At 59.2% G+C, this 25,498-nt stretch carries 24 protein-coding genes and 1 pseudogene; 10 read left to right on the plus strand and 15 right to left on the minus strand.

Annotated features, from left to right (window positions below; genetic code table 11):
- Nucleotides 1-114: 114 nt before the first annotated feature.
- The gene (locus ACZZ0B_RS27230) at nt 115-276 is read left to right on the plus strand and encodes a hypothetical protein (RefSeq protein WP_463546678.1); all 162 of its coding nucleotides are present in this window, start codon (nt 115-117) and stop codon (nt 274-276) included.
- Between the two features lie 150 nt (nt 277-426).
- Here ACZZ0B_RS27230 and ACZZ0B_RS27235 read toward each other — a convergent pair.
- A pseudogene (locus ACZZ0B_RS27235) lies at nt 427-1,588 on the minus strand (IS3 family transposase).
- 51 nt (nt 1,589-1,639) lie between these two features.
- Nucleotides 1,640-1,999 (minus strand): DUF6124 family protein, encoded by a 360-nt coding sequence (locus ACZZ0B_RS27240; RefSeq protein WP_463546679.1) that lies wholly within the window; start codon nt 1,997-1,999, stop codon nt 1,640-1,642.
- Nucleotides 2,000-2,573: 574 nt separating this feature from the next.
- Between ACZZ0B_RS27240 and ACZZ0B_RS27245 the strand changes: the two genes are divergently transcribed.
- The 4 genes from ACZZ0B_RS27245 to ACZZ0B_RS27260 all read left to right on the plus strand — a co-directional run bounded on the left by ACZZ0B_RS27245 (nt 2,574) and on the right by ACZZ0B_RS27260 (nt 7,646).
- Nucleotides 2,574-2,957: an SCP2 sterol-binding domain-containing protein gene (locus ACZZ0B_RS27245; RefSeq protein WP_008078629.1), complete on the plus strand. Its 384-nt coding sequence runs from the start codon at nt 2,574-2,576 to the stop codon at nt 2,955-2,957.
- 276 nt (nt 2,958-3,233) lie between these two features.
- Nucleotides 3,234-4,592, plus strand: coding sequence for an NHL repeat-containing protein (locus tag ACZZ0B_RS27250; RefSeq protein ID WP_463546680.1), 1,359 nt, complete (start codon nt 3,234-3,236; stop codon nt 4,590-4,592).
- A 200-nt stretch (nt 4,593-4,792) separates the two neighbouring features.
- Complete coding sequence (locus tag ACZZ0B_RS27255) at nt 4,793-6,139, plus strand: delta-60 repeat domain-containing protein (protein WP_463546681.1); 1,347 nt, start codon at nt 4,793-4,795, stop codon at nt 6,137-6,139.
- A gap of 151 nt (nt 6,140-6,290) precedes the next feature.
- Entirely contained in the window at nt 6,291-7,646 is a 1,356-nt protein-coding gene (locus tag ACZZ0B_RS27260) for a delta-60 repeat domain-containing protein (RefSeq protein ID WP_463546682.1), read from the plus strand.
- A 99-nt stretch (nt 7,647-7,745) separates the two neighbouring features.
- Here the strand turns inward: ACZZ0B_RS27260 and ACZZ0B_RS27265 are convergent, their stop codons facing one another.
- The 6 genes from ACZZ0B_RS27265 to exbB all read right to left on the minus strand — a co-directional run bounded on the left by ACZZ0B_RS27265 (nt 7,746) and on the right by exbB (nt 14,561).
- On the minus strand, nt 7,746-9,146 hold the full coding sequence (locus tag ACZZ0B_RS27265; RefSeq protein ID WP_008078626.1) for an aminoacyl-tRNA deacylase and HDOD domain-containing protein: 1,401 nt from the start codon (nt 9,144-9,146) through the stop codon (nt 7,746-7,748).
- Nucleotides 9,147-9,225: 79 nt separating this feature from the next.
- On the minus strand, nt 9,226-11,301 hold the full coding sequence (gene recG / locus ACZZ0B_RS27270) for an ATP-dependent DNA helicase RecG (RefSeq protein ID WP_463546683.1): 2,076 nt from the start codon (nt 11,299-11,301) through the stop codon (nt 9,226-9,228).
- 9 nt (nt 11,302-11,310) lie between these two features.
- On the minus strand, nt 11,311-12,240 hold the full coding sequence (locus ACZZ0B_RS27275; protein WP_007920331.1) for a hydrogen peroxide-inducible genes activator: 930 nt from the start codon (nt 12,238-12,240) through the stop codon (nt 11,311-11,313).
- Between the two features lie 183 nt (nt 12,241-12,423).
- Entirely contained in the window at nt 12,424-13,170 is a 747-nt protein-coding gene (locus ACZZ0B_RS27280) for a TonB family protein (protein ID WP_008078624.1), read from the minus strand.
- Entirely contained in the window at nt 13,167-13,595 is a 429-nt protein-coding gene (exbD, locus tag ACZZ0B_RS27285) for a TonB system transport protein ExbD (RefSeq protein WP_008078622.1), read from the minus strand. Before exbD ends, ACZZ0B_RS27280 begins: the two co-directional genes overlap by 4 nt.
- Before the next feature lie 6 nt (nt 13,596-13,601).
- Nucleotides 13,602-14,561: a tonB-system energizer ExbB gene (gene exbB / locus ACZZ0B_RS27290; protein ID WP_008078620.1), complete on the minus strand. Its 960-nt coding sequence runs from the start codon at nt 14,559-14,561 to the stop codon at nt 13,602-13,604.
- A 189-nt stretch (nt 14,562-14,750) separates the two neighbouring features.
- On the opposite strand from exbB, the gene ACZZ0B_RS27295 reads away from it, so the two are divergent.
- On the plus strand, nt 14,751-15,605 hold the full coding sequence (locus ACZZ0B_RS27295) for an SDR family oxidoreductase (RefSeq protein ID WP_463546684.1): 855 nt from the start codon (nt 14,751-14,753) through the stop codon (nt 15,603-15,605).
- Nucleotides 15,606-15,691: 86 nt separating this feature from the next.
- On the opposite strand, the gene ACZZ0B_RS27300 is transcribed toward ACZZ0B_RS27295, so the two are convergent.
- From ACZZ0B_RS27300 to ACZZ0B_RS27325, 6 genes are all read right to left on the minus strand, one after another.
- Nucleotides 15,692-16,432 carry a hypothetical protein gene (locus tag ACZZ0B_RS27300; RefSeq protein ID WP_463546685.1) on the minus strand — a complete coding sequence of 247 codons (741 nt, stop codon included), beginning with the start codon at nt 16,430-16,432 and terminating at the stop codon, nt 15,692-15,694.
- 68 nt (nt 16,433-16,500) lie between these two features.
- Nucleotides 16,501-16,881: a RidA family protein gene (locus tag ACZZ0B_RS27305; RefSeq protein ID WP_003229509.1), complete on the minus strand. Its 381-nt coding sequence runs from the start codon at nt 16,879-16,881 to the stop codon at nt 16,501-16,503.
- A gap of 24 nt (nt 16,882-16,905) precedes the next feature.
- Complete coding sequence (gene spoT / locus ACZZ0B_RS27310; protein ID WP_007920338.1) at nt 16,906-19,011, minus strand: bifunctional GTP diphosphokinase/guanosine-3',5'-bis pyrophosphate 3'-pyrophosphohydrolase; 2,106 nt, start codon at nt 19,009-19,011, stop codon at nt 16,906-16,908.
- Between the two features lie 57 nt (nt 19,012-19,068).
- Nucleotides 19,069-19,332: a DNA-directed RNA polymerase subunit omega gene (rpoZ, locus tag ACZZ0B_RS27315; RefSeq protein WP_007894670.1), complete on the minus strand. Its 264-nt coding sequence runs from the start codon at nt 19,330-19,332 to the stop codon at nt 19,069-19,071.
- 167 nt (nt 19,333-19,499) lie between these two features.
- The gene (gene gmk, locus ACZZ0B_RS27320; protein ID WP_008078609.1) at nt 19,500-20,120 is read right to left on the minus strand and encodes a guanylate kinase; all 621 of its coding nucleotides are present in this window, start codon (nt 20,118-20,120) and stop codon (nt 19,500-19,502) included.
- 12 nt (nt 20,121-20,132) lie between these two features.
- A complete protein-coding gene (locus ACZZ0B_RS27325; RefSeq protein ID WP_008078608.1) occupies nt 20,133-20,996 on the minus strand; it encodes a YicC/YloC family endoribonuclease in 864 nt (287 codons plus the stop codon).
- 270 nt (nt 20,997-21,266) lie between these two features.
- Between ACZZ0B_RS27325 and rph the strand changes: the two genes are divergently transcribed.
- From rph to ACZZ0B_RS27345, 4 genes are all read left to right on the plus strand, one after another.
- Nucleotides 21,267-21,989 carry a ribonuclease PH gene (gene rph, locus ACZZ0B_RS27330; RefSeq protein WP_008078603.1) on the plus strand — a complete coding sequence of 241 codons (723 nt, stop codon included), beginning with the start codon at nt 21,267-21,269 and terminating at the stop codon, nt 21,987-21,989.
- 28 nt (nt 21,990-22,017) lie between these two features.
- Nucleotides 22,018-22,386 (plus strand): DUF4870 domain-containing protein, encoded by a 369-nt coding sequence (locus ACZZ0B_RS27335; protein WP_158835007.1) that lies wholly within the window; start codon nt 22,018-22,020, stop codon nt 22,384-22,386.
- A gap of 29 nt (nt 22,387-22,415) precedes the next feature.
- Nucleotides 22,416-23,300, plus strand: a complete 885-nt coding sequence (locus tag ACZZ0B_RS27340) for a helix-turn-helix domain-containing protein (protein ID WP_463546686.1) — start codon at nt 22,416-22,418, stop codon at nt 23,298-23,300.
- 103 nt (nt 23,301-23,403) lie between these two features.
- Nucleotides 23,404-24,594, plus strand: coding sequence for a M24 family metallopeptidase (locus ACZZ0B_RS27345; protein ID WP_463546687.1), 1,191 nt, complete (start codon nt 23,404-23,406; stop codon nt 24,592-24,594).
- A 58-nt stretch (nt 24,595-24,652) separates the two neighbouring features.
- Here the strand turns inward: ACZZ0B_RS27345 and ACZZ0B_RS27350 are convergent, their stop codons facing one another.
- Nucleotides 24,653-25,432, minus strand: coding sequence for an exodeoxyribonuclease III (locus ACZZ0B_RS27350; RefSeq protein ID WP_007920349.1), 780 nt, complete (start codon nt 25,430-25,432; stop codon nt 24,653-24,655).
- Nucleotides 25,433-25,498 lie beyond the last annotated feature (66 nt).

The raw sequence follows: 25,498 nt of genomic DNA on the forward strand, positions 1-25,498 counted from the left end.
TCGCTACTCTCGACCTTCAAATTGCCATTGGTTATCCATGTCCAAGAATCGCCGGGGCTGGTGGCGCTGCCAGATAGGGCGATCCAGTCAAATTTCGAGACCCGAGAGGTTTCCATGAAAAAGTCCAAACATGAACCAAAGCCTATGATGGCTGCCCGGTTCCAGGCTGAAGCTCGTGAAGTTTTGATCAAGCGCTCCGATAAGCGCAGTCGTTTTCTGGATGTTGCGTTGTCCAAGGGCATTGATTTTGAGCCTGTAGGTCGACTGGCCGGTTGAAGGCTTCGGCTTCTTAAAAAGCTGCCCTTGTTGGCAGCTTTTTTGTGTCTGGATTTTTACAAGCGGTCGCAGAAAGGGGACTTGGCGTCCCCTTTTTTCATGCACACCTCTCGCTACGGTTTGACCGCCGCGCGCCGTATTTTGTAGTGGTCAACTAATCCCGGACACGACGTTAAGTTTTTCTTCGGCCCGAGCTGGCGCCAACCCACCGTTGAATTGATGGGGTCGAACCCAGTTGTACTGATGCATCAAGAAGTGACTGATATCGCGCTGGGCTTCTTGAGCCGTTCTGTAACCCGTGGTCGGTATCCATTCCGTTTTCAAGCTGCGAAACACGCGCTCCATTGGCGCGTTGTCCCAGCAATTTCCCCGCCGGCTCATGCTCTGGCGCATCCGATAACGCCACAGCCGCTGGCGAAATAGACGACTCGCATACTGTGACCCTTGATCCGAGTGAAACAGCAGGCCTTGAGGTTTGCCTCGTTGCTCGTAAGCCATATCCAGCGCCTTGATAACCAGATCGGCGTCCGGCTTTTCCGACAACGCCCAGCCCACTACCCGGCGTGTGCAAAGATCCAGCACGACAGCCAGGTAATGCCATTTCCCCTGGGCCCAGATGTAGGTGATGTCGCCGCACCACACCTGGTTGGGTGCCGGAACATCGAACTCCCGATTCAAGATGTTCGGGATATCCAACCGTTCAACTGTCGCTCGTTTATAGGCATGTGATCCGGGCTGTTTACTGACGAGTTCAAGCTCGCGCATCAGGCTGCGCACTTTGAATCGACCGAGCTGCTCACCGTCGTCACGCATCAGCGACAGGATGCTGCGGCTGCCCGCAGCACTGCGACTTTGCGAGAACAGCTCGCTCACCCGGCTGCGCAACCGAAGCCGTTCGACATCAGGTGTTCGGCGCCTAAGGCGCTGGGCGTAGTAGCACGAACGGGTGACTTCAAACACCTTGCACAGCCAATCAATCGGCTCATGGACGCTCAGCTGATTGATCAGCGCGTACGCTCGTGATCTTCCGACATCAAGAGCGCGGTAGCCTTTTTTAATATCGATTTTTCCCGTTCAAGACGGGCAATCCGGGCTTCCAGCTCCTGGATTTTCTGCTGTTCCGGAGTCAGCGCTTTGCTCTGTGGAGTGACGCCTTGGCGCTCCTGCTGAACCTGATCAACCCAGCGGCGCAGGCCGATTCGCCGATGCCGAGTGAACGGCTGGCTTCGATGTAGCTGTAGTTTTGTTTGAGTACGAGGTCGGCAGCCTCGCGCTTGAATTCAGCAGAAAAGGAACGGCGTTGTTTGGTCATCTGACACCTCGATCTGGCGAGCATTCTCGCCTAAATGGGTGTCCGGTTTCATTAGACCACTACAATTTCGATGTGGTCGAGCGTGCCTTCCACCATCAGTCTCACCCCGTCCGCCATTCTGCTCAGGGCCAGCGCTACCGAGCGGCGTGAACCGTGGAGGTCGTCGGCGAGGTCGCAAGCGATGACGCTGATGGACAGGAGGTCTTCGGAGGCGTTGGCCATCAGGGCTTCGGCGTCGGTGCCGGGGGAGAGGCTGAAGAGGCCGGTTTCGCGTTTGGGTTGCGGTTCGAGGGGCGGTTTGAAATGGTGGTCGAGGGCGCGCTCGGCGGCTTCGTGGAATTTCTTTGATTCCAGCGATTCGTAGGGCGATATATCCGGGGTTTCGGGGGGATTGGGTGTTGGTTTGATCATTCGGTCTTACTCCAGTTTCAGGAGCCGACACCGTTTCGCTCGCACTTCGAAAGTGGTGGCAGCTGTGCATAGGTGTGCAAGACCGGTGGAGTCACCCGGCAGACCCGAAGGTCTCCCATACACAGCAGCCATAACGATCCGCGAGCATAGGAAAATGCTCGGCGAATTGCCATAACCAATGTGGACTCCCACCGGACTTGCACGTCCGTATCACCGATTTGTGGTGACGTACTCAGCCTATCGATGAACCTTCAAGCCGCCTAGTTCATGCACGCCGCCGCGCTTTGCGGGAAATTTCCTAAGGAGTTGCAGGGGGGAAGATCAAAAGATCGCAGCCTTCGGCAGCTCCTACAGGGGTGTGTTGCAACAGGTGTAGGAAAGGGGGGCGGGGCGGCTCGGGAGGGATTTGTGCGCTGAGCATGGGAGCGATCAGTGGCGGGGCTTTGGATCGTGACTTGGTGGTCATCGTGCGGGAAATGGTCTGCATCCTCTTGAAACGGTGGCAGATAGTGGCGTTATTGTGCGAATCCCTTACACTGCCCCGGCCGTTCATTTTCCTTTTGAGGCTGTGCGCATGAAATTTCGTTTTCTCCTGTGGATGCTGGGTCTGTTGATGGGTAAGGCCAGTCGGAAAAATCCTGCGTTCCAGCAGCAGTTGGGCGACAAGGATCTGGTGTTTCAGCTACAGACCCTGGACGGCAAGGTGGCGCGGCATTTCGTGGTGAAGAACCAGCGCATCACCAGCAAGGCCGGCGTGGTCGCGGAGCCTGCGTTTGCGATTGCCTTCAAAGATGCGGCGTATGGTTTTGCCACGCTGCAGGCGAAGAACAAGCAGTTGGCGTTCATGCAGGGCATTCAGGACAAGTCGATTCAGCTCAAGGGCAACCCGGCGCTGGTGATGTGGTTTCAAGGACTGATGAAGTACCTGAAACCACGCAAGCCAAAGCCCAAGGCTTGATTCAAGGCAGTCACGCCGAGCCGGAGTAAATCGCCCAACCAATTCCTGTAGGAGCTGCGGCACGCTGCGATCTTTTGATCTTTTGATCTTTTGATCTTTTGATTTTGAAATCCAGAATCAAGATCAAAAGATCGCAGCGTGCCGCAGCTCCTACATGGAGTGTTTCCGGCGAGGTAGACCTGTCAGGTCTGACAGGTGTGCTTATTTCGGGTTGGTGCTCCACTGTGAACGGTGTCCATTGGTGGGCACCCTTGGTAAATCACAGGGAGTGCGATCATGAACACTATTGAAAAAGCAGCGGCAGCAGAGGGCCTCGATCCTGCCTTTGCTGCTGGCGGCATACTCGAGCTGCCTTTTGAAGGCATTGTGGGCCAGTACCCTGATTCGGTCGCCGCGTTACCTGACCGAAAAATGCTAGTGCTTTTCAGCGCGTCTCCATCGGAAAACTCTCCAGCCAAAGTTGCAAGGTTGCTGGAGAACGGCACGCTGGATTCGAGTTTTGGGAAACAGGGAATTGTCGAGATTCCTGTCCGGGCGGGCGTTGTTTTTTCTGCTCGCCATCTGCGCCTCCTCGACAATGGCGGATGGCTGGTCACGGGAACGGTTAAGCACCCCAACGATACCGTTGACCTGGCGGTCATTCGTCAATTGCACGATGGCCAGATGGATACGTCCTTCGGTCCTCAAAAGGACGGCATGGTCACCGTCAATGTCTATGACCTCATCGGATCTCGCAGCTATCCGGATGCAAATTTTCTCACCCGTCGCCATGACGAAAAAAATGCTGAAAAGTCATCTGCGGGTGGGGTCGGAGTGGCTGCTGTGGGGCTGCAGGATGGAAAAGTTGTTCTAAGCAGCACAGTCTTTTTTGCGTTCAACTATCTGAGAGGGCTGGTAATACGACTTGAGAAAGATGGGTCTCTGGATAAGACTTTCAATCAGAAAGGCTTTGTACAAGTCGAACTGCCCGGGATCGATCACGCTTGGAACTACGCTTACGGCTTAGCGGTTGAGCCGGGCGGCAACGTGTTGGTTTGTGGTGATTTCAGCAGGGCTTCCGACGATGAGTGGCCCGACGCTTACGTGATTCGCTACGACCAGTATGGCAATGTCGATGCCAGCTATGGCAGCAACCAGAATGGTGTCGTAACCATTACCGATGGCAGTCGATGGCTTGACCTTGTTTCGATGGCTTTGCAACCGGATGGCGGCGTATTTGCGGTGGGAACCGCAGATCTTGATAGGCGTCGTGATGGGCTGATCGTAGCGCTGAACTCGAGCGGCAGTTTCAATCTTGTTTTCAACAATGGCAAACCACTGTTTTCCCGCTTCACGGAGCACGGTGTTTCCTGGGAGCGTTGTATTTTGCAAACCGATGGCAAGTTGGTCGTCAGTGGGCAGGGTGGGTCGGCATTTATTGATGAAAACAGTTCAGTCACAACGGCGCGCTATAACCCGAATGGCTCTTTGGATACAACGTTCGTGGACAAAGGGTGGACGATCTTTAACCACGAAAGCGGGATCGATTTGTTCACAGGGTGCACAGTAACGGCCGACAACCGGACCGTTGTTTGCGGTTACACATCCTTTGACACCCCGCCCCTTCCGGGGTATGTGCTGCGTTACCTCGCTTGATAGTAAGTCCCTGCGCGGGTAACTCTTGCTCCCGTAGAGCAAGGCTTGCCCGCGATGCTTTTAAGCCGGGCTGAAATGTCCATGATTGCCCTTCAGCGAGACACACCTGTCAACTCTGACAGGTGTTTTGCCGCGCAGATGGGTGCTCAATCGGGATGCAGAGTCCGCAACGGACCCTCATCACTGGATGGAGCAGGATCATGGGGCAACAACAAGGAATCGTTCGTGCGGGTGCTCTCGACCCGACTTTCAATAAAACAGGCATCCTCAAATTTCCAATTCCCGCCATCTCCGGTTTCGTACCGAGTGCTGTGCTGCCTCAGCCTGAAGAAAAGCTGCTGGTTGCCCTGCCGCTGGCGGGAAACAGCGCAGGCTATGCAGTGGCGCGGCTCAAGGCGGACGGTGCGCTGGATGAGCAGTTTGGCGTTGATAAACACGGTTTCGTGTTTGTGCCGCTGGATACCGTTAAGGCATTGCACATTTTCGGTATCAGCGCGACGGCGAAGGGTGGGTGGCTGATTGTGGGTCAGGGCATGACCGGGCCAACCGGTTACTTGTTGATTATTCGCCATTTGCCGGATGGCCAGTTGGACAAGTCCTTGAATGGAACCGGCATTCTGTTCATTCCTTACGGTGATTTTGGCAAGTCAGGACATAACGCGTTTGCAGTATCCCCCGGCAGTCGAGTGGCCACCGATGGTGCTCAACAGACGTCTGCCTCGATTTCGGTCGCCGAGCAGGCCGACGGCAAGATCGTCCTGGTCAGTAATATTTCTCAGGGTTTCGATAAGCTGAAAGGTATCGTCCTGCGGCGAAATTCGGATGGTTCTCGTGATACCTCCTTCAATGGTCAAGGGTTTGCAATCCTCGAGCTTGAAGGCGTTCCCCATCAATGGAACAGCGCCAGCAGCGTTGCGGTTCAGGCGGATGGCCGTATTTTGGTCGGCGGGAGCCTTTTTAACGGTTTGGAGGATCAGGGCGTCTTTGTCGTGCGATTCACTGCTGCCGGTAAGGTCGATGCTGATTTCAACAACGGCCGCGCCGTCATCCTTTCCAACAGCAGCGAAATCAGACTGGACGCCATCACCGTCAGTCCAGACGATGGCCGGATCGTTGCGGTTGGCAGGGCGCGCCCTGCACGGGGAGTGCCGCCAAAAGCGTTGACCGTTGTTCTGAACGCCAGCGGCTCCTTTAACCTCGTCTTCAATAGCGGCCGTCCGCTGTATTCCGACTTTGTGTCTGAGGGGCTGTATTGGCTGCGCTGTGCGATAGAGGAAGACGGATCAATCATCGTCGCCGGTAATACCGGCATCGGTTTTGTCACTGAAACATTGTCTACCGTGACAGCGCGTTTTCGCCCTGACGGGGTTCTGGACCCGACATTCAATGGCACAGGTTTCAACCGTTACGATGAACCGCTGCTGATCGAAGACACGACCGATATGGTGTTGCACGGGGGGCGCGTGTTTGTTTGCGGGGCTCTGTCGGTGGACGCGGAGCCCTGGCCGCAGGTGGAGGGCGGTTTCCTGTTGTGTTATTCCGCTTGAGGTGCAGGGGCCTTGTCATGCAATGCTGCCCGGGAATTGGCTTGAGAAGGCTGCTGGCCTGTCAACTCTGACAGGTGTTTTCAAGCGCATTCGGGCGCTCAATGGTGATGAGGGTCCGCACCGGACTCTCATCACTTGATGGAGCTAGATCATGGGACAACAAGGAATTGCAAGTTCGGGAAAGCTCGACAAGACTTTCAATGAAACAGGCATTCTTAAATTTCCAATCCCCGCCATCTCCGGAGCTGCGCCGGATGCCGTGCTGGCCCTGCCAGGGGGCAAGGTATTGGCGGTTGTGTCTCTTTCCGGCCGAAACGCAGGTTATGCGGTGACGCGGCTGGATGCTGATAGCTCACTGGATAATTCGTTTGGTGCCAACCAGGACGGCGTGGTCGTGGTACCGCTGGAAAACTTTGAGTTTGATCACATTTTTGGCGTCAGCCCGACAGAAAGCGGCGGTTGGGTGATTTTCGCGCAAGCATCGTTACCCGGTTCTCATGGGCTGATGATCGTCCGTCACCACGAGGATGGCCGGTTGGATAAGTCCCTGAACGGAACCGGCATTCTCCATATTCCCTACGAAGATTACGGCAGCTCCGGGCACACCGGGGTAATGGTGAGTGCGGCGCGACGCGGGGACAATTCGGCGGAGGGGGGCAAGCAGGCTTCTGCTGCCGGTTCACCTTCAGTGATCGTACAGCCCGATGGCAAGCTCCTGCTGGTCGGCAATGTCGGGGATGAGTTCGGCAAAATGAAAGGCATCGTCTTGCGGCGTAACAAGGACGGTTCGCCTGACACGACGTTCAAGGGCCGAGGTGCGGCAATCATCGAGCTTGAAGGTTTTACGTTTGACTGGAGCAGTAGCGAAGGCATTGCGTTACAAGAGGACGGCCACATACTGGTGTGCGGGCATTTCAACGCGGATGAAGGCCAGACTGCCTATGTGACGCGTCTTACCGCCGCAGGCGAGGTCGACCGCGGTTTCAACGGGGGGCTTGCAGTCACCGTTTTCAGTCCTTCCCTGATTAACCTTGTTGCTATGACGGTGCGAAAAAGTGACGGCCGGATTATTGCGGTAGGCAATGCATTCATGACGCGGAGCGAGCCTCGGAAGGGGTTGATCGTCGCTCTGAATTCCACGGGTTCCTACAATCTGCCTTTCAACAAAGGCAAGCCGTTATTTGCCGATTTTGTAGCGGAGGGGCTCAGTTGGCGGCGTTGTGTGACACAAACCAATGGCTCGGTCATCGTCTCGGGGAGCACCGGAGACGGTTTTGTCAAAAAGGAGTTAAGTATTGTGACCGCGTGTTATCGATCCGACGGTTCTCTGGAAACGGCGTTTAACGGTCAAGGTTATGTCGTGTTCGATGAGGCGCTATCCATGGAGGGCATGACCGACATGTCGATGCAAGGGACGGATCGCTTCTTCGTTTGCGGTAATTTGTGGAATGACGCCGAGCCTTGGCCTCACATCAATGGTGGTGTTCTGCTGTGTTATTCCGCTTGAGGCGAGTACTTCACAGATCGCGTTGACGGCTTCGCGGGCAAGCCTTGCTCCTACAGGATTGAAATGATCCCGTAGGCGCAAGGCTTGCCCGCGATGCGTTTAGGCCTGGCTGAACTGCGAAGCCAGTTCGCGCAGCAGGACTTCGGCTTCGAGGACTTTGCTGACGACGTCGTTGGCTTTTTCGCGGGTCAGGCCGACGCGTTCGAGAAGGGCGTCGGGGATGTCTTCATCCGGGCCGGAACCGATGCCGCGACCGCGCAGCAGGCGCACGGCCAGGCAGACGAGGTTCGGGTATTCGGCGTAGGCGCCGTCGTAGCTTGGGTCGTGCTGGAAGCGCAGCGCGGTGGCCAGCTCGTCCGGCATGTCCCAGTAGCGCATCAGCCACGAGCCGATCTGTTCGCGGCTGATACCCAGCAGGTGTTGCTCGATGTAGCTGTGGCACAGGTGCGGGTTGACCTCCAGGTGGCGGCAGATCAGCGAGAAGTGCGGCGGGAACACATGGGCCAGCAGCAGATAACCGAAGTTGTGCAGCAGACCGGCCAGATACGTCAGGCCGGCTTCCGGGCGCTGGGCGCGCGGCATGGCGCGGGTAAGGCCTTCGATGACGGCGGCGGTGTAGATCGACTGTTGCCAGTACGGCGTGGTGTGTTGCGGGTGATCCTTGGGCAGGCTCAGGGTCTTGCCGAGGGCCAGGCCCAGCGCCAGGTTGATCACCAGATCGAAACCGAGCACGCGAACGATCGCGTCCTCTACCGAACGAATCTTGCCCGGCGAGGCGTAATACGGCGATGCCGCCCAGCTCACCACTTGTGCGGCCAGCGCCGGGTCGGTTTCAACGACGCCGGTGATGTCGTCGATGGTGGCGTTGGGGTCGACGCGCAGCTTGATGATTTTTTGCGCCGTTTCAGCCAGCGGCGGAATCTCGATGGTCGCTTCCAGACGTTGCTGGATACGCCGCGCGGTAAACGCTTGCACGGCCTGGGTGATTTCCTCGCGGTCATCGTCCGGGCGGTCGAGGTTCGGGCGGATGCTGCTCAGGGCTTCGCCGAAGTTGGCGGCGCTGGCCTTGGTCAGCATGGTCTTGAAGTCTTCGCTGGCGATTTCCAGCAGCAGGCCCGGCTCACCGGAGTTGATCAGCAGCTTCGGTTCGCGCAGCAGACTTTCTTCGTAGAGGCACGGCGAACTGGTCAGCGCCGGCAGGCCCGGCAGCAGGCTCAGGCTGTGTTTGCCGAGCATCTTTTCCAGGCGCTCGGTGGACACGGCGGTGAGGCGCCGGCCCGTCAATTCGGCGAGGCGATTGAGGTCAAGCAATTGGCTCTGCGGAAACAGCACCATCAGCGCGCCCACGGCGTCGTCGAGCAGCACGGCTTGGACTTTGCGCGAGGCATTGAGGCCGTGGTGGTCGAGCACTTCTTCGTAAGCGATCCCCAGCTTGCCGAGCAGCAGCCGAATCACAGACGGTGCGTGCGGAGGTTCGGGGGCGAGAGCTGCGTCAGTCATGGTGTGTATCCGTTTTTGAAACAATGGCAGGAGTATAACCAGCTTGGTCGCAGCGAGCTGGCAGAAACTGCGACCGTGCTCACACTTGGCCGTATTGCTGCCCGTGACGCAGCCAGCGGTCGAGCAACGGGCTGACGTGGGCCGGCCAGCGTTCCAGCAGTGCTTGCGCGGCATCGCGCACGGCGGGCAACAAGTCGGCATCGCGCATCAGGTCGGCGACCTTGAATTGCAGCAGGCCGGTCTGGCGGGTGCCGAGCATTTCACCGGGGCCGCGCAGTTCGAGGTCTTTTTCGGCGATGACAAAACCGTCGTTGGTCTCGCGCATGATGCCCAGGCGCTGACGCCCGATCTGCGACAGCGGCGGATGGTAGAGCAGCACGCAATGGCTGGCGGCGCTGCCCCGACCGACACGGCCACGCAATTGGTGCAGTTGCGCGAGGCCAAGGCGTTCGGGGTTTTCAATGATCATCAGGCTGGCGTTGGGCACGTCGACGCCGACTTCGATCACCGTGGTCGCCACCAGCAATTGCAAATTGCCGGCCTTGAATTCGGCCATCACGGCGGCCTTCTCGACAGGCTTCATGCGCCCGTGAATCAGCCCGACTTTCAGTTCGCCGAGGGCGAGAGTGAGGTCTTCGAAGGTGGTTTCGGCGGCCTGACAGGTCAGCTCTTCCGACTCTTCAATCAGCGTACACACCCAATAGGCCTGCCGACCTTCAGCGCAGGCACCGCGCACGCGTTCGATGACTTCGACGCGGCGGGTGTCGGTGACCAGCACGGTGTTGACCGGGGTTCGGCCGGGCGGCAGTTCGTCGAGGATCGAGGTGTCGAGGTCGGCGTAGGCGCTCATCGCCAGAGTGCGCGGAATCGGCGTGGCGGTCATGATCAGTTGATGCGGGCACATGCGCCCGCCGACGCCTTTCTGCCGCAGCGCCAGACGCTGCTGCACACCGAAGCGGTGCTGTTCGTCGATGATCACCAGCGCCAGATTCTTGAACTGCACTTCGTCCTGAAACAGCGCGTGGGTGCCGACCACCATCGGCGTACCACTGGCGATCTGTTCCAGCGCGGCGACGCGGTTCTTGCCCTTGAGCTTGCCGGCCAGCCACGCCACTTCGATGCCCAGCGGTTCGAGCCAGCGCTTGAAGGTGATGAAGTGTTGTTCGGCAAGAATCTCGGTCGGCGCCATCAGCGCGACTTGATAACCGGCCTCCAGCGCTTGCAGAGCGGCGAGGGCGGCGACCACGGTTTTACCCGCGCCGACGTCACCCTGAATCAGCCGCAGCATCGGTTCGTGCTGGCTGAGGTCGTAGGCGATTTCGTTGCCAACGCGCTGCTGGGCGCCAGTCGGGTTGAAGCCGAGGTTGGCCAGGTACTTCGGCGGCAGCTTTTTCGCTTTCGGCATCGCTGGTGCTCGCAGCGAACGCATGCTTTCGCGCAGACGTTGTTGCGACAGTTGATGCGTCAGCAGTTCTTCGAAGGCCAGACGATGCTGGGCCCAGTGATGACCGAGGGCGAGTTCGTCGACGTCGGCATCGGCGGGCGGATTGTGCAGGTAGCGGATCGCGTCGGCCAGCGGCGCCAGTTGATAGTCGCGCGCCAGTTCGGTCGGCAGCCAGTCGGGCAGGGTGTCTGGCTTGAGCATGGTCAGCGTCTGCATGCACAACTGGCGCAGACGTGCCTGGGTCAGGCCTTCGGTGAGCGGGTAAACCGGGGTCAGTGTTTCATCCACTGGCGGTGGTTCGTCGCCGGTGATGGCGCGGTATTCCGGGTGGTAGATTTCCAGCCCTGAGGCGCCGGGCCGGGCTTCGCCGTAGCAGCGAATCCGCGTACCGCGCTTGAGGCCTTCTTTCTGCGCGTTACTGAAATGGTAGAAGCGCAGGCTGAGCCCGCCGGTGCCGTCCTGCAAACGCACGACGAGGCTGCGACGGCGGCCCATGACCACGTCGGCGCCGCTGACGGTGCCTTCGACCACGGCGTCCTGTCCCGGTCGCAAATGGCCGATCGGCACCACGCGGGTGCGATCCTGATAGCGCAGCGGCAGGTGAAACAGCACGTCCTGAAGGTTCTCAAGACCGACCTTGGCCAATTTCTCGGCCATGGCTTCGCCGACACCCTTGAGTGCCGTCACCGACACTTGCGACAGCTCAGTCATGACGCTCGCTTAACCGGCCGTAACCGGTGCCGCTGGCTTGGCCACCGAACACAGGCGAATGGAGTCGGCGAGGATCTCGATGGCTTTTGGCCGTGGGAAACTCGCACGCCAGGCGATGGCCACGGTGCGGAACGGCACCGGTGGCGACAGCGGACGCACTTCGATCACGCCGGGGGCGTAGTGGTGACTGTCGACCGCCGACAAAGGCAGGATCGAAATGCCCAGACCGGACGCAACCATGTGCCGGATGGTTTCCAGCGAGCTGGATTCGACCGTGGTGTGCTTGGCGCCGTCGTTGCCCTTGGTCAGGGTCGGGCAGGCTTCCAGCACTTGATCGCGGAAGCAGTGGCCTTCACCGAGCAGCAGCAGGCTCTTGTCGTTGAGCAGGCCGGCGTCGATGGTTTCTTTTTGCGTCCACGGGTGCTGGGCCGGCATGAGCACGTAGAACGGCTCGTCGTACAGCGGCAGGGTCAGCACGTCGGCTTCGTTGAACGGCAGGGCGATGATGATCGCGTCGAGCTCGCCGTTGCGCAGTTTGTCGCGCAGCACGTGGGTGAAGTTTTCTTCGATGTACAACGGCATCTGCGGGGCGACCCGGTGCAGTTGTGGAATCAGGTGCGGGAACAGGTACGGGCCGACGGTGTAGATCGCGCCGACTTTCAGTGGCGCGGTCAGCTGGTTTTTGCCGGCCTGGGCCAGTTCGCGGATGCCTTGGGCTTGCTCAAGGACTTTTTGCGCCTGGGCGACGATGCCTTCGCCGACCGGGGTCAGGCGCACGGCGCTTTTGCTGCGCTCGAAAATCAGCACACCGAGTTCGTCTTCAAGCTTTTTCACGCCCACCGACAGGGTCGGCTGGCTGACGTGGCAACGCTCGGCGGCGTGGCCGAAATGCTGCTCTTGGGCGAGGGTTACGATGTAGCGTAATTCTGTGAGGGTCATAGCAAGCGTCCATGAAGATGCGGGCCAAGCATACCGGCTGCAATCGATAGACGCACGTTATCAGACTGAGGGCGGCATGCGACTACTGCAAAAAGCAAAAGATCGCAGCCTTCGGCAGCTCCTACAGGGAAATGCATTCCAATGTAGGAGCTGCCGAAGGCTGCGATCTTTTGATCTTGCTACTTAACGGCGGCGTTCGAGGGAATAAACAAACGGCGCAACAATTTCGATCGAGCCGTTGTTGAGCATGTCAGCCGGTGGCTTGGGCAGCGGTTGTGCGCGGCGGATCATTTCCAGGGTAGCCCGGTCCAGATCGGCGTTGCCGGAGCGGCCCACCAGTTCGAACGACAGCACATTACCTTCGGCATCCACCACGAAGCGCAGACGGTTCAAGCCTTCCTTACCGCGTGCCTGAGCACTGGCCGGGTACTTTTTGTACTTGGCCAAATGCGCGAGCAGCGTGCCTTGCCAGCTGGCTTTGGCCGCCATCTGGGCCGGCGACGGACCTGGTGCAGGCTGGGCGGATTTCTCCGTTGGTGCCTGAGTCGGTTGGGTGTCGGCCGGTTTCTCCTCGGAAGGTTTTTCCTTCGGCGGATCGGGCAGCTTCTTCTCGACTGGCTTCGGCGGTTTAGGCTTTGGCTTCGGCTTAGGTTTGGGCACCGCGATTTCAGCTTTCGGGGCTTCGGCCAGTTTCGGAATCGGCAACTCTTCGACCGGAGCCGGTGGCTGCGGCGGTGTGACGACTTTCGGCGGAGCAGGCGGTGGCGGGGCTGGAACCGGGGCCAGCTCGACCATCATTGCCTGCGGCGGCAATTCGATGGGCGGGCGGGCGGTCCAGTTCAGCGCCAGCGCGATGGCCAGCGCATGAACGCCCAGCACCACGGCCAGGCTACCGCTGTAACGCGTCAGCTTATGGCGCGTCGTGATCATTTTTTGGCTGCCGTCTCAAGTCCGACCAGGCCGACCTTCAGGTAACCGGCGCCGCGCAGCTTGTCCATCACGCTCATCAGGTCGCCGTAATCCACGCCTTTATCGGCCTGGAAGAAGATGGTGGTGTCTTTTTTGCCGTGAGTCTTGGCGTCGAGGAAGGCACCGAGGGTTTCCGGCGACACTTCGTCTTCGCCGATGTACAGGCGTTGATCAGCCTTGACGCTGAGGAACACCGGTTTCTCTGGCCGCGGTGCCGGTTTGGCGGTCGAGGCAGGCAGGTCGACTTTGATGTCCACGGTGGCCAACGGAGCGGCCACCATGAAGATGATCAACAGTACCAGCATCACGTCGATGAACGGCGTGACGTTGATTTCGTGGTTCTCGGCCAGATCGTCGTCTGCGCCTTCTTTCAAATGCAGGCCCATGGCCGATTACCCCACTTTGACCATGTGCGGCTGCGAGCTGCGCTCAGGCTGGTGGTCGAGGTCGCGGCTGACCAGCAACAACACTTCTGCCGAGGCGTCGGAAACCTGCGCCTTGTAACCGGCGATGGAGCGGGCGAACACGTTGTAGATCACAACGGCCGGGATCGCAGCAACCAGACCCAGTGCAGTGGCCAGCAGTGCTTCAGCAATACCCGGCGCCACAACGGCAAGGTTGGTGGTCTGGGTTTTGGCGATGCCGATGAAGGAGTTCATGATGCCCCACACGGTACCGAACAGGCCGACAAACGGCGCGGTGGAACCGATGGTGGCGAGCACGCCGGTGCCGCTGCTCATGTTGCGACCGCAGGCGGCAACCAGACGCTCAAGACGGAAGCTGACGCGTTCCTTGATGCCTTCTTTCTCGCGGCTGTTGACCGACAGGCGCATCTCTTCGAGCGCGTCGTGTACCAGCAGGTTGGCGAGGGTGCCTTCCTTGCCGGCGGTGGCGCTGGCTTCTTTAAGGGTGGTGGCTTTCTTCAGGGCAGCGATTTCACCACGCAGACGACGCTTGGCGCCCATCAGCTCGAAGCCTTTGGCGATCCAGATGGTCCAGGTGATGATGGAAGCGATGGCCAGGCCGATCATCACGATTTTCACGATAATGTCGGCGTTCTGGTACATGCCCCAAGGCGACAAGTCGTGGGCCATGCCCAAGGAGTTGTCGGCTTCGAGAACTTCAGGAACGTCGGCAGCGTCTACCGCTTGCACTGGATCAGTAGCAGCGGGAGCAGCGGCAGGCGCGTCGGCAGCCGGTGCGTGCTGTTCGGTCGCGGCCGGTGCAGCTGGCGCCTGAGCGTCGGCGAACGCGGCGGTCGGTGCCAGCATCAGGCTGAGCAACAGAGCCGCCACCGCGCTCCAGGCGCGAGGTCGTTTGGTTGGCGAAGCGGGGATTTGATTACGTGTCATGCTGGCCGGACCTGAGATAGAAAAACGTTTAATGCTCTTCCAGGCCTCGTGAGGCCGAGAACAAAAGTGGCGTGCATTATTGCAAGTAATTCTTGTTAACAAAAGTAATAGAGTATCTTTTTTTCCTTGATTGCTAGCCGCTCGTCACTCGTCGAGCCTAGTCTGTCGCTTTCCGATGGGAGTTTTCCGATGTCTGCGCCTTCTGTTCTGATTGCCGGTTGTGGCGATATTGGTAGTCGTCTGGCCACGCAATTGCTGGCCGCTGGCTGGGAAGTCCATGGCCTGCGCCGCGATGTGTCGCGCCTGCCCGCCGGGGTCATTGGTGTTGCCGGCGACCTGTTCAACGAAGACTGCCCGGACACCTGGCCGGTAGGGGCGGTGGATTACCTGGTGTATTGCGCGGCGGCCACCCATCACGATGAGGCCGGGTACCGCGCGGCTTACGTGCAGGGTTTGCAGAATGTGCTGAGCTGGCTGGATGACTACGGGCAGGTGCCGGAGCGACTGTTGTTCGTGTCGAGCAGCAGTGTTTATGGGCAGATGGAGGGTGAATGGGTAGACGAGACTTCAGCGACGGTTGCCAGCGGCTTCTCTGGGCAATTGATGCTTGAGGCCGAACAAGTCGCGCTCAAGAGCGGCGTCCCGGCAAGCATCCTGCGCCTGACCGGCATCTACGGCCCGGGTCGCGAGCGTCTGCTGACGCAAGTTCGCGAGGGTTATCGCGTGGCCGTCGAGCCGCCGTTGTATGGCAATCGCATCCATGCCGATGACGCAGCAGGTTTGCTGAAGTTTTTGCTGGAAGCGGATCGGCAGGGGACTGCGCTGGAGAGCATCTATATCGGCGTCGACGATGCACCGGCGCCGTTGGCCGAAGTGGTCGACTGGTTGCGCGAGTATCTAGGCGTGACCGAGTGGGCGGCGGAGGCGAGTGTGCGGCGCACCGGCAGCAAGCGCTGCAGCAATGCCCGGGCAAAAGCGCTGGGCTGGACGCCAACATACCCAAGCTACCGCGAAGGCTACGCCGCGATCCTCGAAGGCCGCTAAAAGCAAAAGATCGCAGCCTTCGGCAGCTCCTACATTGGAATACGTTTCCTGTAGGAGCTGCCGAAGGCTGCGATCTTTTCAGCGGTTTACTGTTTCTCGAGCAACCACTTGCGATCACCCGGGGTGAACTGCGGCTGTTCATCCGTCAGCGCGGTGTTTACCGCCTGGAGGATTTCCAGCTCTTTGCCCTTGCGCACAAAGATCCAGTTATTGCCTTGACCGTTCTGCTGCAGCCACATGCTGTCGTTGCCGTTGCTCATCGACGCGCAATCGCCCGCCAGGCACAGCGCATAACGATCAGCACCCGGCAATCCGGACACCTGGCCATCGGCCTGGAACTGCACGGTTTCGCCTTCGCCCTGACCGCTGGCGATTTTCCAGCTGCCGCCCATGTAGGCTGAATACAGCGCACGTTCGAAGCTGGCGCCGATCGGCGCGCCTTCCGGTACGGGAATCTGTGCGCGGTCGAAGAGCTGTTCAGGTTCGTTATCGCTGGCCGCCTGTTGCAGCTGGCTGCCATCACGTTTCAGCTCACTGGCGGAACTGCCATAGAAGTCGACTTTCCAGGCGCCGGACTGTTCGCCCAGCAGCCGTCCTTCGACGTTCTCAAAACCGTTGGTGTAGCGGGCCTGACTGGCCTTGGTGTTGACGTCCCACTCCAGGTTCGGGCCGTAAGCCTGAAGCGCTTCGCGCAGGGGGCCGCCCTTGGCTGCGGCATCGATCGCTACCTGATTGATCCAGGTGCCGCTGATGTCACGATCGGCAGGGTTGCTGGCGCAGCCGCCGAGGAAAATGGCGAGCAGCGGGAGAGCTAGCGCTTTGCGCATGGTGGAATCCTTTCAAAACCTTTTCTTGCAGAGCAGTCGGCGCGGCGTTGAAGGCCGCGCCGTGCGCATCACTCGATGACCAGAATGGCATCCATTTCAACCTGCGAACCCTTTGGCAGGGCAGCCACGCCGATGGCGGCGCGAGCCGGGTACGGCTGGTCGAAGTATTTGCCCATGATCTCGTTGACCTTGGCGAAGTGGCTCAGGTCGGTGAGGAAGATGTTCAGTTTGACGATGTCCTTGAACGAACCGCCGGCAGCTTCGGCCACGGCTTTGAGGTTCTCGAACACCTGGACGGTCTGGGCTTCGAAGCCTTCAACCAGTTCCATGGTTTTTGGGTCCAGAGGAATCTGACCCGACATGTAAACGGTGTTGCCTGCCTTGATCGCCTGGGAATAAGTACCGATGGCGGCCGGGGCCTTGTCGCTGGTGATAACAGTCTTGGTCATGTATGACTCCTTGTAATGGTTGAGTTATGCACGCATGCGGGTGATGCGGATCACCCCGGTCAAGGCGCGCAGCTTCTTGATCACGCGGGCCAGGTGCACACGGTCGTGGACGCTGACCACCAACTGGACCACGCTGATGCGACCATCGCGTTCGTCCATGCTGATTTTCTCGATATTGCCATCGGCTGCGTTGACGCTGCTGGCCAGCAGGGCGATCAGGCCGCGCTGGTGCTCCAGCTCGACGCGCAGTTCGACGTTGAATTCGCCGGTGACATCCTTGGCCCACGAGAGCTGGATGCATTTTTCCGGGTTGTGCCGGATTTCGCTGATGTTGCGGCAGTTGTCCAGGTGCACGACCATGCCTTTGCCCGCCGACAGATGCCCGACAATCGGGTCGCCCGGGATCGGTGTGCAGCACTTGGCGTAGCTCAGCACCAGACCTTCGGTACCGCGAATTGCCAGCGGGCCTTCAGGGCTTGGCAACTGTTCGCCTTCGCCGAGCAGGCGGCGGGCGACCACGTAGGCCATGCGATTGCCCAGACCAATGTCTTCAAGCAAATCTTCGATCAGTTCGAGGCGGTACTCGGTGAGCATCGCCTTGACGCGTTCGGCCGGGATCTTCTCCAGCGAACTGTCGAAACCGTTGAGGACTTTGTTCAGCAGGCGTTCGCCGAGGCTGATGGATTCGGAGCGGCGTTGCAGTTTCAGCGCATGGCGGATGTGCGTACGCGCCTTGCCGGTGACCACGAAGTTGAGCCACGCCGGATTTGGCCGGGCGCCGGGTGCGCTGACGATCTCGACCGTGGACCCGCTTTGCAGCGGTTCGGACAGCGGTGCGAGTCGACGGTTGATCCGGCAGGCGATGCAGCTGTTGCCGACGTCGGTGTGTACCGCGTAAGCAAAGTCGACCGCCGTGGAGCCTTTCGGCAGCTCCATGATCCGGCCTTTGGGCGTGAACACGTAGACCTCGTCCGGGAACAGGTCGATCTTCACGCTCTCGATGAATTCCAGCGAGTTGCCGGCACGTTGCTGCATTTCCAGCACGCCTTTGACCCACTGGCGGGCGCGGGCGTGAGTGCCTTTCGGCTGCTCGTCACCGCTGGATTTGTACAGCCAATGGGCGGCGATGCCGTTGTTGGCCATCTCTTCCATTTCGCGGGTGCGGATCTGAATCTCGATCGGTACACCGTGCATGCCGAACAGCGTGGTGTGCAGCGACTGATAGCCGTTGGCCTTGGGGATCGCGATGTAATCCTTGAAGCGCCCCGGCAACGGTTTGTACAAATTGTGTACAGCGCCCAGTACGCGGTAGCAGGTATCGACCTTGTCGACGATGATCCGGAACGCATAGACGTCCATGATCTCGTTGAAGGCCCGACGCTTGCCGCGCATTTTCTTGTAGATGCCGTAGAGGTGTTTCTGACGACCGCTGACTTCACCCTGGATGCCGTCGATTGCGAGGCAATGGCCAAGGGATTCTTCGATCTTGTTGACGATTTCCTTGCGGTTGCCCCGGGCGCGCTTGACCGCCTGGTAGATCCGCGCGGAACGCATCGGGTGCATGGCCTTGAAGCCGAGGTCTTCGAATTCGATGCGGATCGCATGCATGCCCAGCCGGTTGGCGATGGGCGCGTAGATTTCGAGGGTTTCCTTGGCGATCCGGCGGCGTTTTTCCCCGGACAGCACTTCCAGCGTGCGCATGTTGTGCAGGCGGTCGGCGAGTTTGACCAGGATCACGCGAATGTCGCGCGCCATGGCCATGGCCATTTTCTGGAAGTTTTCGGCTTGGGCTTCGGCCTTGGTCTCGAAATTCATCTGGGTCAGTTTGCTGACCCCGTCGACCAGTTCGGCCACGGTTTCACCAAACTGCGCTTGCAGCGCTTCTTTGGCGATACCGGTGTCTTCAATCACGTCATGCAGCATCGCGGCCATCAGGCTCTGATGGTCCATGTGCATGTCGGCAAGAATATTGGCCACGGCAAGAGGATGCGTGACGTACGCCTCGCCGCTGCGACGGCGTTGACCGTCATGGGCTTGTTCGGCGTAGAAATACGCTCGGCGGACCAGGTTGACCTGGTCGTTGCCGAGGTAGGTCGATAAGCGATCGGCGAGGGCGTCTATGCTCGGCATGATAATTCCTGCCGTAGGTTGTGACCCCGCGCCGTGCTACGTCGACCAGGCATAGGCTTAGACGGCCTCGTTGGACTCGTCCTCGAACGCTGCGAACAGCGGTTCGTCTTCGACGATTTCAGCGTTGGCGATGAACTCGTAGCTCATCAGGCCTTCAGCGATTTCACGCAGGGCAACAACAGTAGGCTTGTCGTTTTCCCACTGAACCAGTGGCTCTTTGCCGCCGGTGGCCAGTTGACGGGCACGTTTGGTAGAGAGCATGACCAGCTCAAAACGGTTTTCCACGTGGTTCAGGCAGTCTTCAACGGTTACGCGGGCCATGGTATTCCTCGGAGCGAATGCAATATGCGCGCTGCCCGGTTGGGCGAGCGGACTCAACAGTTTAAAAAATCACCAGCGATTAGGGAAGCGCTGATTTTTTAACCAAGCCCTTCAACGCGCTGCAAGCACCAATGTAAAGCGCTTGCAGGCGTTTTGGGAAGTGCTGATTAACCGAGCAATTCGGCCAGCAATTTGCCGAAACGTACCTGCTGACGTTTCTGTTGGAGTTGATTGGCGCGGAAAATAGCCTTCAGATCGTCAAGTGCGTGAGCAAAATCGTCGTTGATGATCAGGTAGTCGTACTCGACATAGTGGCTCATCTCGCTGACCGCTTCGCGCATCCGGCCGTCAATGATCTCGTCGCTGTCCTGGCCACGGTTGGTCAAGCGCTGGTGCAGGGCCTGAAGCGACGGCGGCAGGATAAAGATCGAGCGAGCTTGCGGCATCAGTTTGCGTACTTGCTCGGCGCCTTGCCAGTCGATTTCCAGAATCAGGTCGTGACCTTCGTCCAGCGTCTGCTGCAGGCGGCTTTGCGAGGTGCCGTAGAAGTTGCCGAAGACTTCGGCGCGTTCGAGGAAGTCGCCGTGCTCGCCCATCTTCACGAACTCTTCGCGGGTCACGAAGTGATAGTTCACGCCGTCCACTTCACCCGGACGCATGGCGCGCGTGGTGTGCGAAACCGAAACGCGAATTTCCGGTATGGCGTCGGTCAACGCCTTGACCAGGCTGCTTTTGCCCGCGCCCGAAGGGGCGGAAATGATGTACAGGGTGCCGGTGCTGTGGGTCATGTCGGGGTTGCCTTACTCAATGTTCTGCACTTGTTCGCGCATTTGCTCGATCAACACCTTGAGGTTGACGGCGGCCTGGGTGCTGCGCGGATCAAAGGCCTTGGAGCCCAGTGTGTTGGCTTCGCGGTTGAGTTCCTGCATCAGGAAGTCGAGGCGACGCCCGGCTGCACCACCGGACTTGAGCACCCGGCGTACTTCGATGATGTGGGTGCTCAGGCGATCCAGTTCTTCGGCCACGTCGCTTTTTTGCGCGAGGATGACCATTTCCTGTTCCAGACGCTGCGGATCGAGCTCGGCCTTCATGTCGGCGAAGCGGTCGAGGACTTTCTGGCGTTGGGTCGCGAGCATTTGCGGCACCAGTTCACGCAGGGTCACGACGTCTTCTTCGATCGAGGTCAGGCGCTCATTGATCAACCGGGCCAGCTCCGCGCCTTCGCGCTCGCGGCCGGCCTTCAACTCTTTGAGGCCTTGATTGAACAGGGCCAGCGCCTCGGCGTTCAGCGCCTGTGGGTCGGTTGCATCGCCGACCAGCACGCCAGGCCAGGCCAGCACCTCCAGCGGGTTCAGTGCCGCCGGGTTTTTGATCAGGCCGGCGATGGTTTCGGCGGCGGCGACCAGTTGCGCGGCGCGCTCGCGGTCGACTTGCAGCGCTTTGCCGGTGCTTTCTTCGGTGAAACGCAGGGTGCATTCCAGTTTGCCCCGCGACAGGCCCTGACGCAGCGCTTCACGCACCGCGCCTTCGAGGTCGCGAAAGGTTTCCGGCAAGCGCAGGTGCGGTTCCAGATAGCGGCTGTTGACCGAGCGCAGTTCCCAGCTCAGGGTGCCCTGTACGCCGGCTTTCTCGACGCGGGCGAAGGCGGTCATGCTGTGCACCATGGCGGTAACCTCGCAATGCAGATCGGCGCGAAACCTGGGTTCCGCAAGCGCGATATCAATGAATTTATGCCGACTGGCAGCAAAGGCGCAGGATTGTAGCGCAGTGCGGCGAATGCGCCCAAACACACGGTGTGACAAAGGGCTGCAGCCCGTCGGTAATGCGTGTTTCAGGGCCTTCGATCGTCGGCCCGAATTTTTAACAAGTGCCCAGTCGCAGTGCAGCGCTCTATAATGCTCGGCAGTTTTCCGTCCTCAGTACAGGTATCTCCTATGAAACGTCCAAGTGGTCGCGCTGCCGATCAGCTCCGCTCGATCCGCATTACCCGCAACTACACCAAACACGCCGAAGGATCGGTGCTGGTCGAATTCGGTGATACCAAAGTCATCTGCACCGTCAGCGTCGAAAACGGCGTGCCGCGTTTCCTCAAGGGTCAGGGCCAGGGCTGGTTGACCGCCGAGTACGGCATGCTGCCGCGCGCCACTGGCGAGCGTAACCAGCGTGAAGCGAGCCGTGGCAAGCAAGGCGGTCGCACCCTGGAAATCCAGCGTCTGATCGGCCGTTCCCTGCGCGCTGCGCTGGACATGTCCAAACTGGGCGACGTCACCCTGTACGTCGACTGCGACGTGATCCAGGCTGACGGCGGCACCCGCACCGCGTCTATCACCGGCGCCATGGTCGCTCTGGTTGACGCACTGAAAGTGATCAAGAAGCGCGGCGGCCTGAAGGGCGGCGACCCGCTCAAGCAAATGATCGGCGCGGTATCGGTCGGCATGTATCAGGGCGAAGCGGTACTGGATCTGGATTACCTGGAAGACTCCGCTGCCGAGACCGACCTCAACGTCGTGATGACCAGCACCGGTGGTTTCATCGAAGTGCAGGGCACCGCTGAAGGCGCGCCGTTCCAGCCGGAAGACCTCAACGCCATGCTGGAACTGGCCAAGAAAGGCATGAACGAGATCTTCGAACTGCAGAACGCCGCACTGGCCGACTGAACAGGTTCATAACCGCAAGGAGAAAGCGATGAGTGACCAGCAAGAGCTACTGCCCAAGCCGAGCCAGGAGGTTCGTCAGTGGGCGATGTTTTGTCACTTGTCCGCCTTGCTGGGGATCTGGATTCCGTTCGGCAACCTGATCGGGCCATTGATCCTCTGGCAGATGAAACGTGAAAAGGATCCGTTTATCGATGCCCAGGGCAAAGAGGCGCTGAATTTTCAGATCACCGTGGCGATTGCCTCGTTGATCTGCTTCCTGCTGATGGTGCTGATCGTCGGCTTCTTCCTGATTGGCATTGTGGCGATTGGCGCACTGGTGTTGACGATCATTGCCGGGGTCAAGGCCAACGAAGGGTATCCGTACCGGTATCCGTTTACCTGGCGGTTGATCAAGTAGGCTCGCGGGCCTGATGGGCGGAGTGCGCAATGTCTCAGCCTGTCGCGTCTTCTATCGAGCAGCAAACCGAGGAATGGCGGATGAAACCCGCCGCGGCCCTCACAGGTCTGCAATCGACCGGCGCTGCAGTGTTCCGCTGGCAGCGATTTTCCACAGACAATTATCGTTTTGAACGCACGGAACCGCGCGAGCATGTTTTGCTCAGCGTGATGCTTGCGCCTATGCAGTCGCGTGCCGCTGTTGGCGGCCAGCAGGTGTGGGACGGCCCGATTCACCGCGGTCAGGTGCGATTGCTGCAGCCCAGCCAATCCGCGAGCTGGGATACTCGTAGCGCTTTCGACATCCTCCATGTGCATTTACCTATGCCGGCGTTGACCGCTGCGGCGCAGGATCAAGGGATTAACTTTGCCGGGTTTCGCGGGACGCATCAGCCGCTGTATCAAAACGACAGAGTGGCTCATTTGCTTGCCCGGCAGTTGGCGCTGTCCATCGGTGACAACAGTCGGGGCGCCCGTGAGCAGGCGGATCTAAGCGTTCAGGTGTTGATTGCTCATTTGTTGAACAGTTATGAGCTTTCGAGCACCCAGCCAAGAGTTGCCAGCCAAGGCCTGATGGATGCCCTGCGCTACATTGAGCGTCACCCCTGCGAAAAACTCTGTATCGCCCGTTTGGCGGCGATCGCAGCGATGAGCGAATTCCACTTCGCCCGCGAATTCAAACGCGCTTTTGGTACTTCGCCTCACGCTCACGTACTTGCCGTGCGCCTGCAACGGGCACGCAACGCTTTGGAAATCTCCGGAAAGACTGTTTTGGAAGTCGCCCTGGAAAGTGGATTTGCCGACTCCAGCCATTTCGCCCGAGTCTTTCGTAAAGCCTATGGCATCAGCCCGACGGATTTTCGCCAGTCCCGATAAAACTCTTGAGCAAGAAAGTACCGGCAATTGAGCAAGGATCGGCGCGACGTCAACTCTGCCCTCGTTGAACACTGTCCGCACTTCAACGACACGGAGCCAGCCAATGGCACACCTCGAACACGCTGTGCGCGACTATCGCCTGCAACTCATGTATTCGCTGATGGACCGCGAAGGTTTTGATGCGCTGGTGTTCACTCAGGCCGACTTCTTCCAGTTCGCGACCAACTTCAATACCGACGTCGAGACGTGGGAACGGCCCATTTTGTGCGTCGTACCGAGAAACGGTAAGCCGTTCGTGATCGCCCATGAGCTATCGACGCATCATTGGCGTTTTACCCAGGAGGCCGGGCGTCTATGGATCGAGGATGCGCGTTTCTATGCCGAGCATCCGCGTGTGCAAAATCGGCTGCCCTTGGTCAGTCAGTGGAGTGAGCTGGTCGCACAATCTTTGCGCGATGCCGGGCTGCATCGGTCGCGCATTGGCGTCGACACGATCACGGCGCCATTGGCTCGCGTCGGCACTTTGCTGCCATCGTTGGTACTGCAAAATGCGACCGAAGAGTGCCGCACGCTACGACTGGTCAAGCATGCGGAAGAGATCCAACTGATGCGCGAAGCCTGCGCGCTGACGGACTGGCTGCAGGATCGCTACCGGGAAAACATCCGTCCCGGACGCTTGGTTCAGGAGCTGGACATGAGCATGGCCGCACTGTTTGTCGAAGAAGCGGCCAATCGTTTCCCCGGAGAGGATGTGCAATGCATCGAATTTTTCACCCTGTCCGGCCCGGCGAGTTGCGCGCCCCACGGTGATGGCCGGCAATGCGGTGCGCGGATTGAAAAGGGCCATGGCCTGGTCAACATCATCATCCCGCGTATCAACGGCTTGATCATCGAGAACGAACGGACATGGTTTTGTGGCAAACCTTCGCCACGCCAGGCCCAACTGTACGAAGCGGCACGGGAGGCCAATGAAGCCGCGTGCGAAGCGGCGGTAACCGGCAATCCGGTCTGCGCCATTGATGCAGCGGCGCAAGGAGTTTTCGAGCGGCGCGGGGTTGCCGATCTGATCATTCATCGCACGGGGCATGGTCTTGGCTTGATCGGCCATGAATTTCCCCACGACATGGCGTTCAACACCCGCGCGCTGATGAGCGGTGAAGTCTACTCGGCGGAACCGGGGATATTTCAGTGGGGCTTGGGTGGCTTTCGTATCGACGACACGGTGGTGATTGGCGACAAGCCAGACATCCTGACCCGCGCGCCGAGAGACATTGCCAGCCAAACAATCCTTTGATCGAAAAAAAATGCCCGCATCTCTCGATACGGACATTTTTTGTACGGCGAAAAGACGCTTAGATGGTCAGCGTCCAGTCGTAGTCGACGATCAGCGGCGCGTGCTGCGAAAACCGTGGCTGACGTGGCAGGCGTGCGCTGCGTACAAAGCGGCGCAGGCCCGGGGTCAGGATCTGGTAGTCGAAGCGCCAGCCCAGATTGAGCATCTCGGCCTGCTCGTTGTCCGGCCACCAGCTGTACTGGTCGCCTTCACGGCTGACTTCGCGCAGGGCATCGACATAACCCATGTTGCCGACAATCTCGTCCATCCAGGCGCGTTCTGGCGCCAGGAAGCCCGGGGATTGCTGGCTGTCGCGCCAGTTTTTGATGTCGAGCTTCTGCTGCGCCACGTATAGCGAGCCACAATAAATGTACTCGCGACGTTTGCGTCGCTGTTTGTCCAGGTACTTGCCGAAGTCGTCCATGAGCTTGAACTTCTGGTTCAAGTCCTCATCGCCGTTCATCCCCGAAGGGAGCAGCAAGGTGGCAATACTGACTTTGTCGAAATCTGCTTGCAGGTAGCGCCCGTAGCGGTCGGCCGTCTCGAAACCGAGACCGCTGATGACAGCCTTCGGTTGCAACCGCGAATACAAAGCCACGCCGCCTTGGGCAGGGACTTCAGCATCGCAGGCATAAAGGAAGTAGCCATCCAGTTGGAAGGCTGGGTCATCCAGTTCAAAGGCGGAGGCACGGGTGTCCTGCAGGCAGATGACGTCGGCATTCTGTGCTTGCAGCCAACTGAGCAAACCGCGCTCGACTGCCGCCTGAATACCATTGACGTTCACACTGATGATCCGCATAAATGGCCCCAAAAATCGCGTGCGTGTATGATACACGGCGTCAAGCTAATTAGCTAAATCCGTGGT

The organism is Pseudomonas sp. AC247, from assembly GCF_979258015.1.

What these genes read in the sequence shown, in the direction of transcription:
- ACZZ0B_RS27335 (WP_158835007.1), top strand. Translation starts at nt 22,018, where the DNA reads ATGAGTGACCAGCAAGAGCTACTGCCCAAGCCGAGCCAGGAGGTTCGT.
- ACZZ0B_RS27240 (WP_463546679.1), bottom strand. Translation starts at nt 1,999, where the DNA reads ATGATCAAACCAACACCCAATCCCCCCGAAACCCCGGATATATCGCCC.
- recG (WP_463546683.1), bottom strand. Translation starts at nt 11,301, where the DNA reads ATGACTGAGCTGTCGCAAGTGTCGGTGACGGCACTCAAGGGTGTCGGC.
- ACZZ0B_RS27325 (WP_008078608.1), bottom strand. Translation starts at nt 20,996, where the DNA reads ATGGTGCACAGCATGACCGCCTTCGCCCGCGTCGAGAAAGCCGGCGTA.
- rph (WP_008078603.1), top strand. Translation starts at nt 21,267, where the DNA reads ATGAAACGTCCAAGTGGTCGCGCTGCCGATCAGCTCCGCTCGATCCGC.
- ACZZ0B_RS27275 (WP_007920331.1), bottom strand. Translation starts at nt 12,240, where the DNA reads ATGACCCTCACAGAATTACGCTACATCGTAACCCTCGCCCAAGAGCAG.
- ACZZ0B_RS27280 (WP_008078624.1), bottom strand. Translation starts at nt 13,170, where the DNA reads ATGATCACGACGCGCCATAAGCTGACGCGTTACAGCGGTAGCCTGGCC.
- exbD (WP_008078622.1), bottom strand. Translation starts at nt 13,595, where the DNA reads ATGGGCCTGCATTTGAAAGAAGGCGCAGACGACGATCTGGCCGAGAAC.
- ACZZ0B_RS27305 (WP_003229509.1), bottom strand. Translation starts at nt 16,881, where the DNA reads ATGACCAAGACTGTTATCACCAGCGACAAGGCCCCGGCCGCCATCGGT.
- spoT (WP_007920338.1), bottom strand. Translation starts at nt 19,011, where the DNA reads ATGCCGAGCATAGACGCCCTCGCCGATCGCTTATCGACCTACCTCGGC.
- ACZZ0B_RS27245 (WP_008078629.1), top strand. Translation starts at nt 2,574, where the DNA reads ATGAAATTTCGTTTTCTCCTGTGGATGCTGGGTCTGTTGATGGGTAAG.
- gmk (WP_008078609.1), bottom strand. Translation starts at nt 20,120, where the DNA reads ATGACCCACAGCACCGGCACCCTGTACATCATTTCCGCCCCTTCGGGC.
- rpoZ (WP_007894670.1), bottom strand. Translation starts at nt 19,332, where the DNA reads ATGGCCCGCGTAACCGTTGAAGACTGCCTGAACCACGTGGAAAACCGT.
- ACZZ0B_RS27255 (WP_463546681.1), top strand. Translation starts at nt 4,793, where the DNA reads ATGGGGCAACAACAAGGAATCGTTCGTGCGGGTGCTCTCGACCCGACT.
- ACZZ0B_RS27300 (WP_463546685.1), bottom strand. Translation starts at nt 16,432, where the DNA reads ATGCGCAAAGCGCTAGCTCTCCCGCTGCTCGCCATTTTCCTCGGCGGC.
- exbB (WP_008078620.1), bottom strand. Translation starts at nt 14,561, where the DNA reads ATGACACGTAATCAAATCCCCGCTTCGCCAACCAAACGACCTCGCGCC.
- ACZZ0B_RS27265 (WP_008078626.1), bottom strand. Translation starts at nt 9,146, where the DNA reads ATGACTGACGCAGCTCTCGCCCCCGAACCTCCGCACGCACCGTCTGTG.
- ACZZ0B_RS27260 (WP_463546682.1), top strand. Translation starts at nt 6,291, where the DNA reads ATGGGACAACAAGGAATTGCAAGTTCGGGAAAGCTCGACAAGACTTTC.
- ACZZ0B_RS27230 (WP_463546678.1), top strand. Translation starts at nt 115, where the DNA reads ATGAAAAAGTCCAAACATGAACCAAAGCCTATGATGGCTGCCCGGTTC.
- ACZZ0B_RS27340 (WP_463546686.1), top strand. Translation starts at nt 22,416, where the DNA reads ATGTCTCAGCCTGTCGCGTCTTCTATCGAGCAGCAAACCGAGGAATGG.
- ACZZ0B_RS27295 (WP_463546684.1), top strand. Translation starts at nt 14,751, where the DNA reads ATGTCTGCGCCTTCTGTTCTGATTGCCGGTTGTGGCGATATTGGTAGT.
- ACZZ0B_RS27250 (WP_463546680.1), top strand. Translation starts at nt 3,234, where the DNA reads ATGAACACTATTGAAAAAGCAGCGGCAGCAGAGGGCCTCGATCCTGCC.
- ACZZ0B_RS27345 (WP_463546687.1), top strand. Translation starts at nt 23,404, where the DNA reads ATGGCACACCTCGAACACGCTGTGCGCGACTATCGCCTGCAACTCATG.
- ACZZ0B_RS27350 (WP_007920349.1), bottom strand. Translation starts at nt 25,432, where the DNA reads ATGCGGATCATCAGTGTGAACGTCAATGGTATTCAGGCGGCAGTCGAG.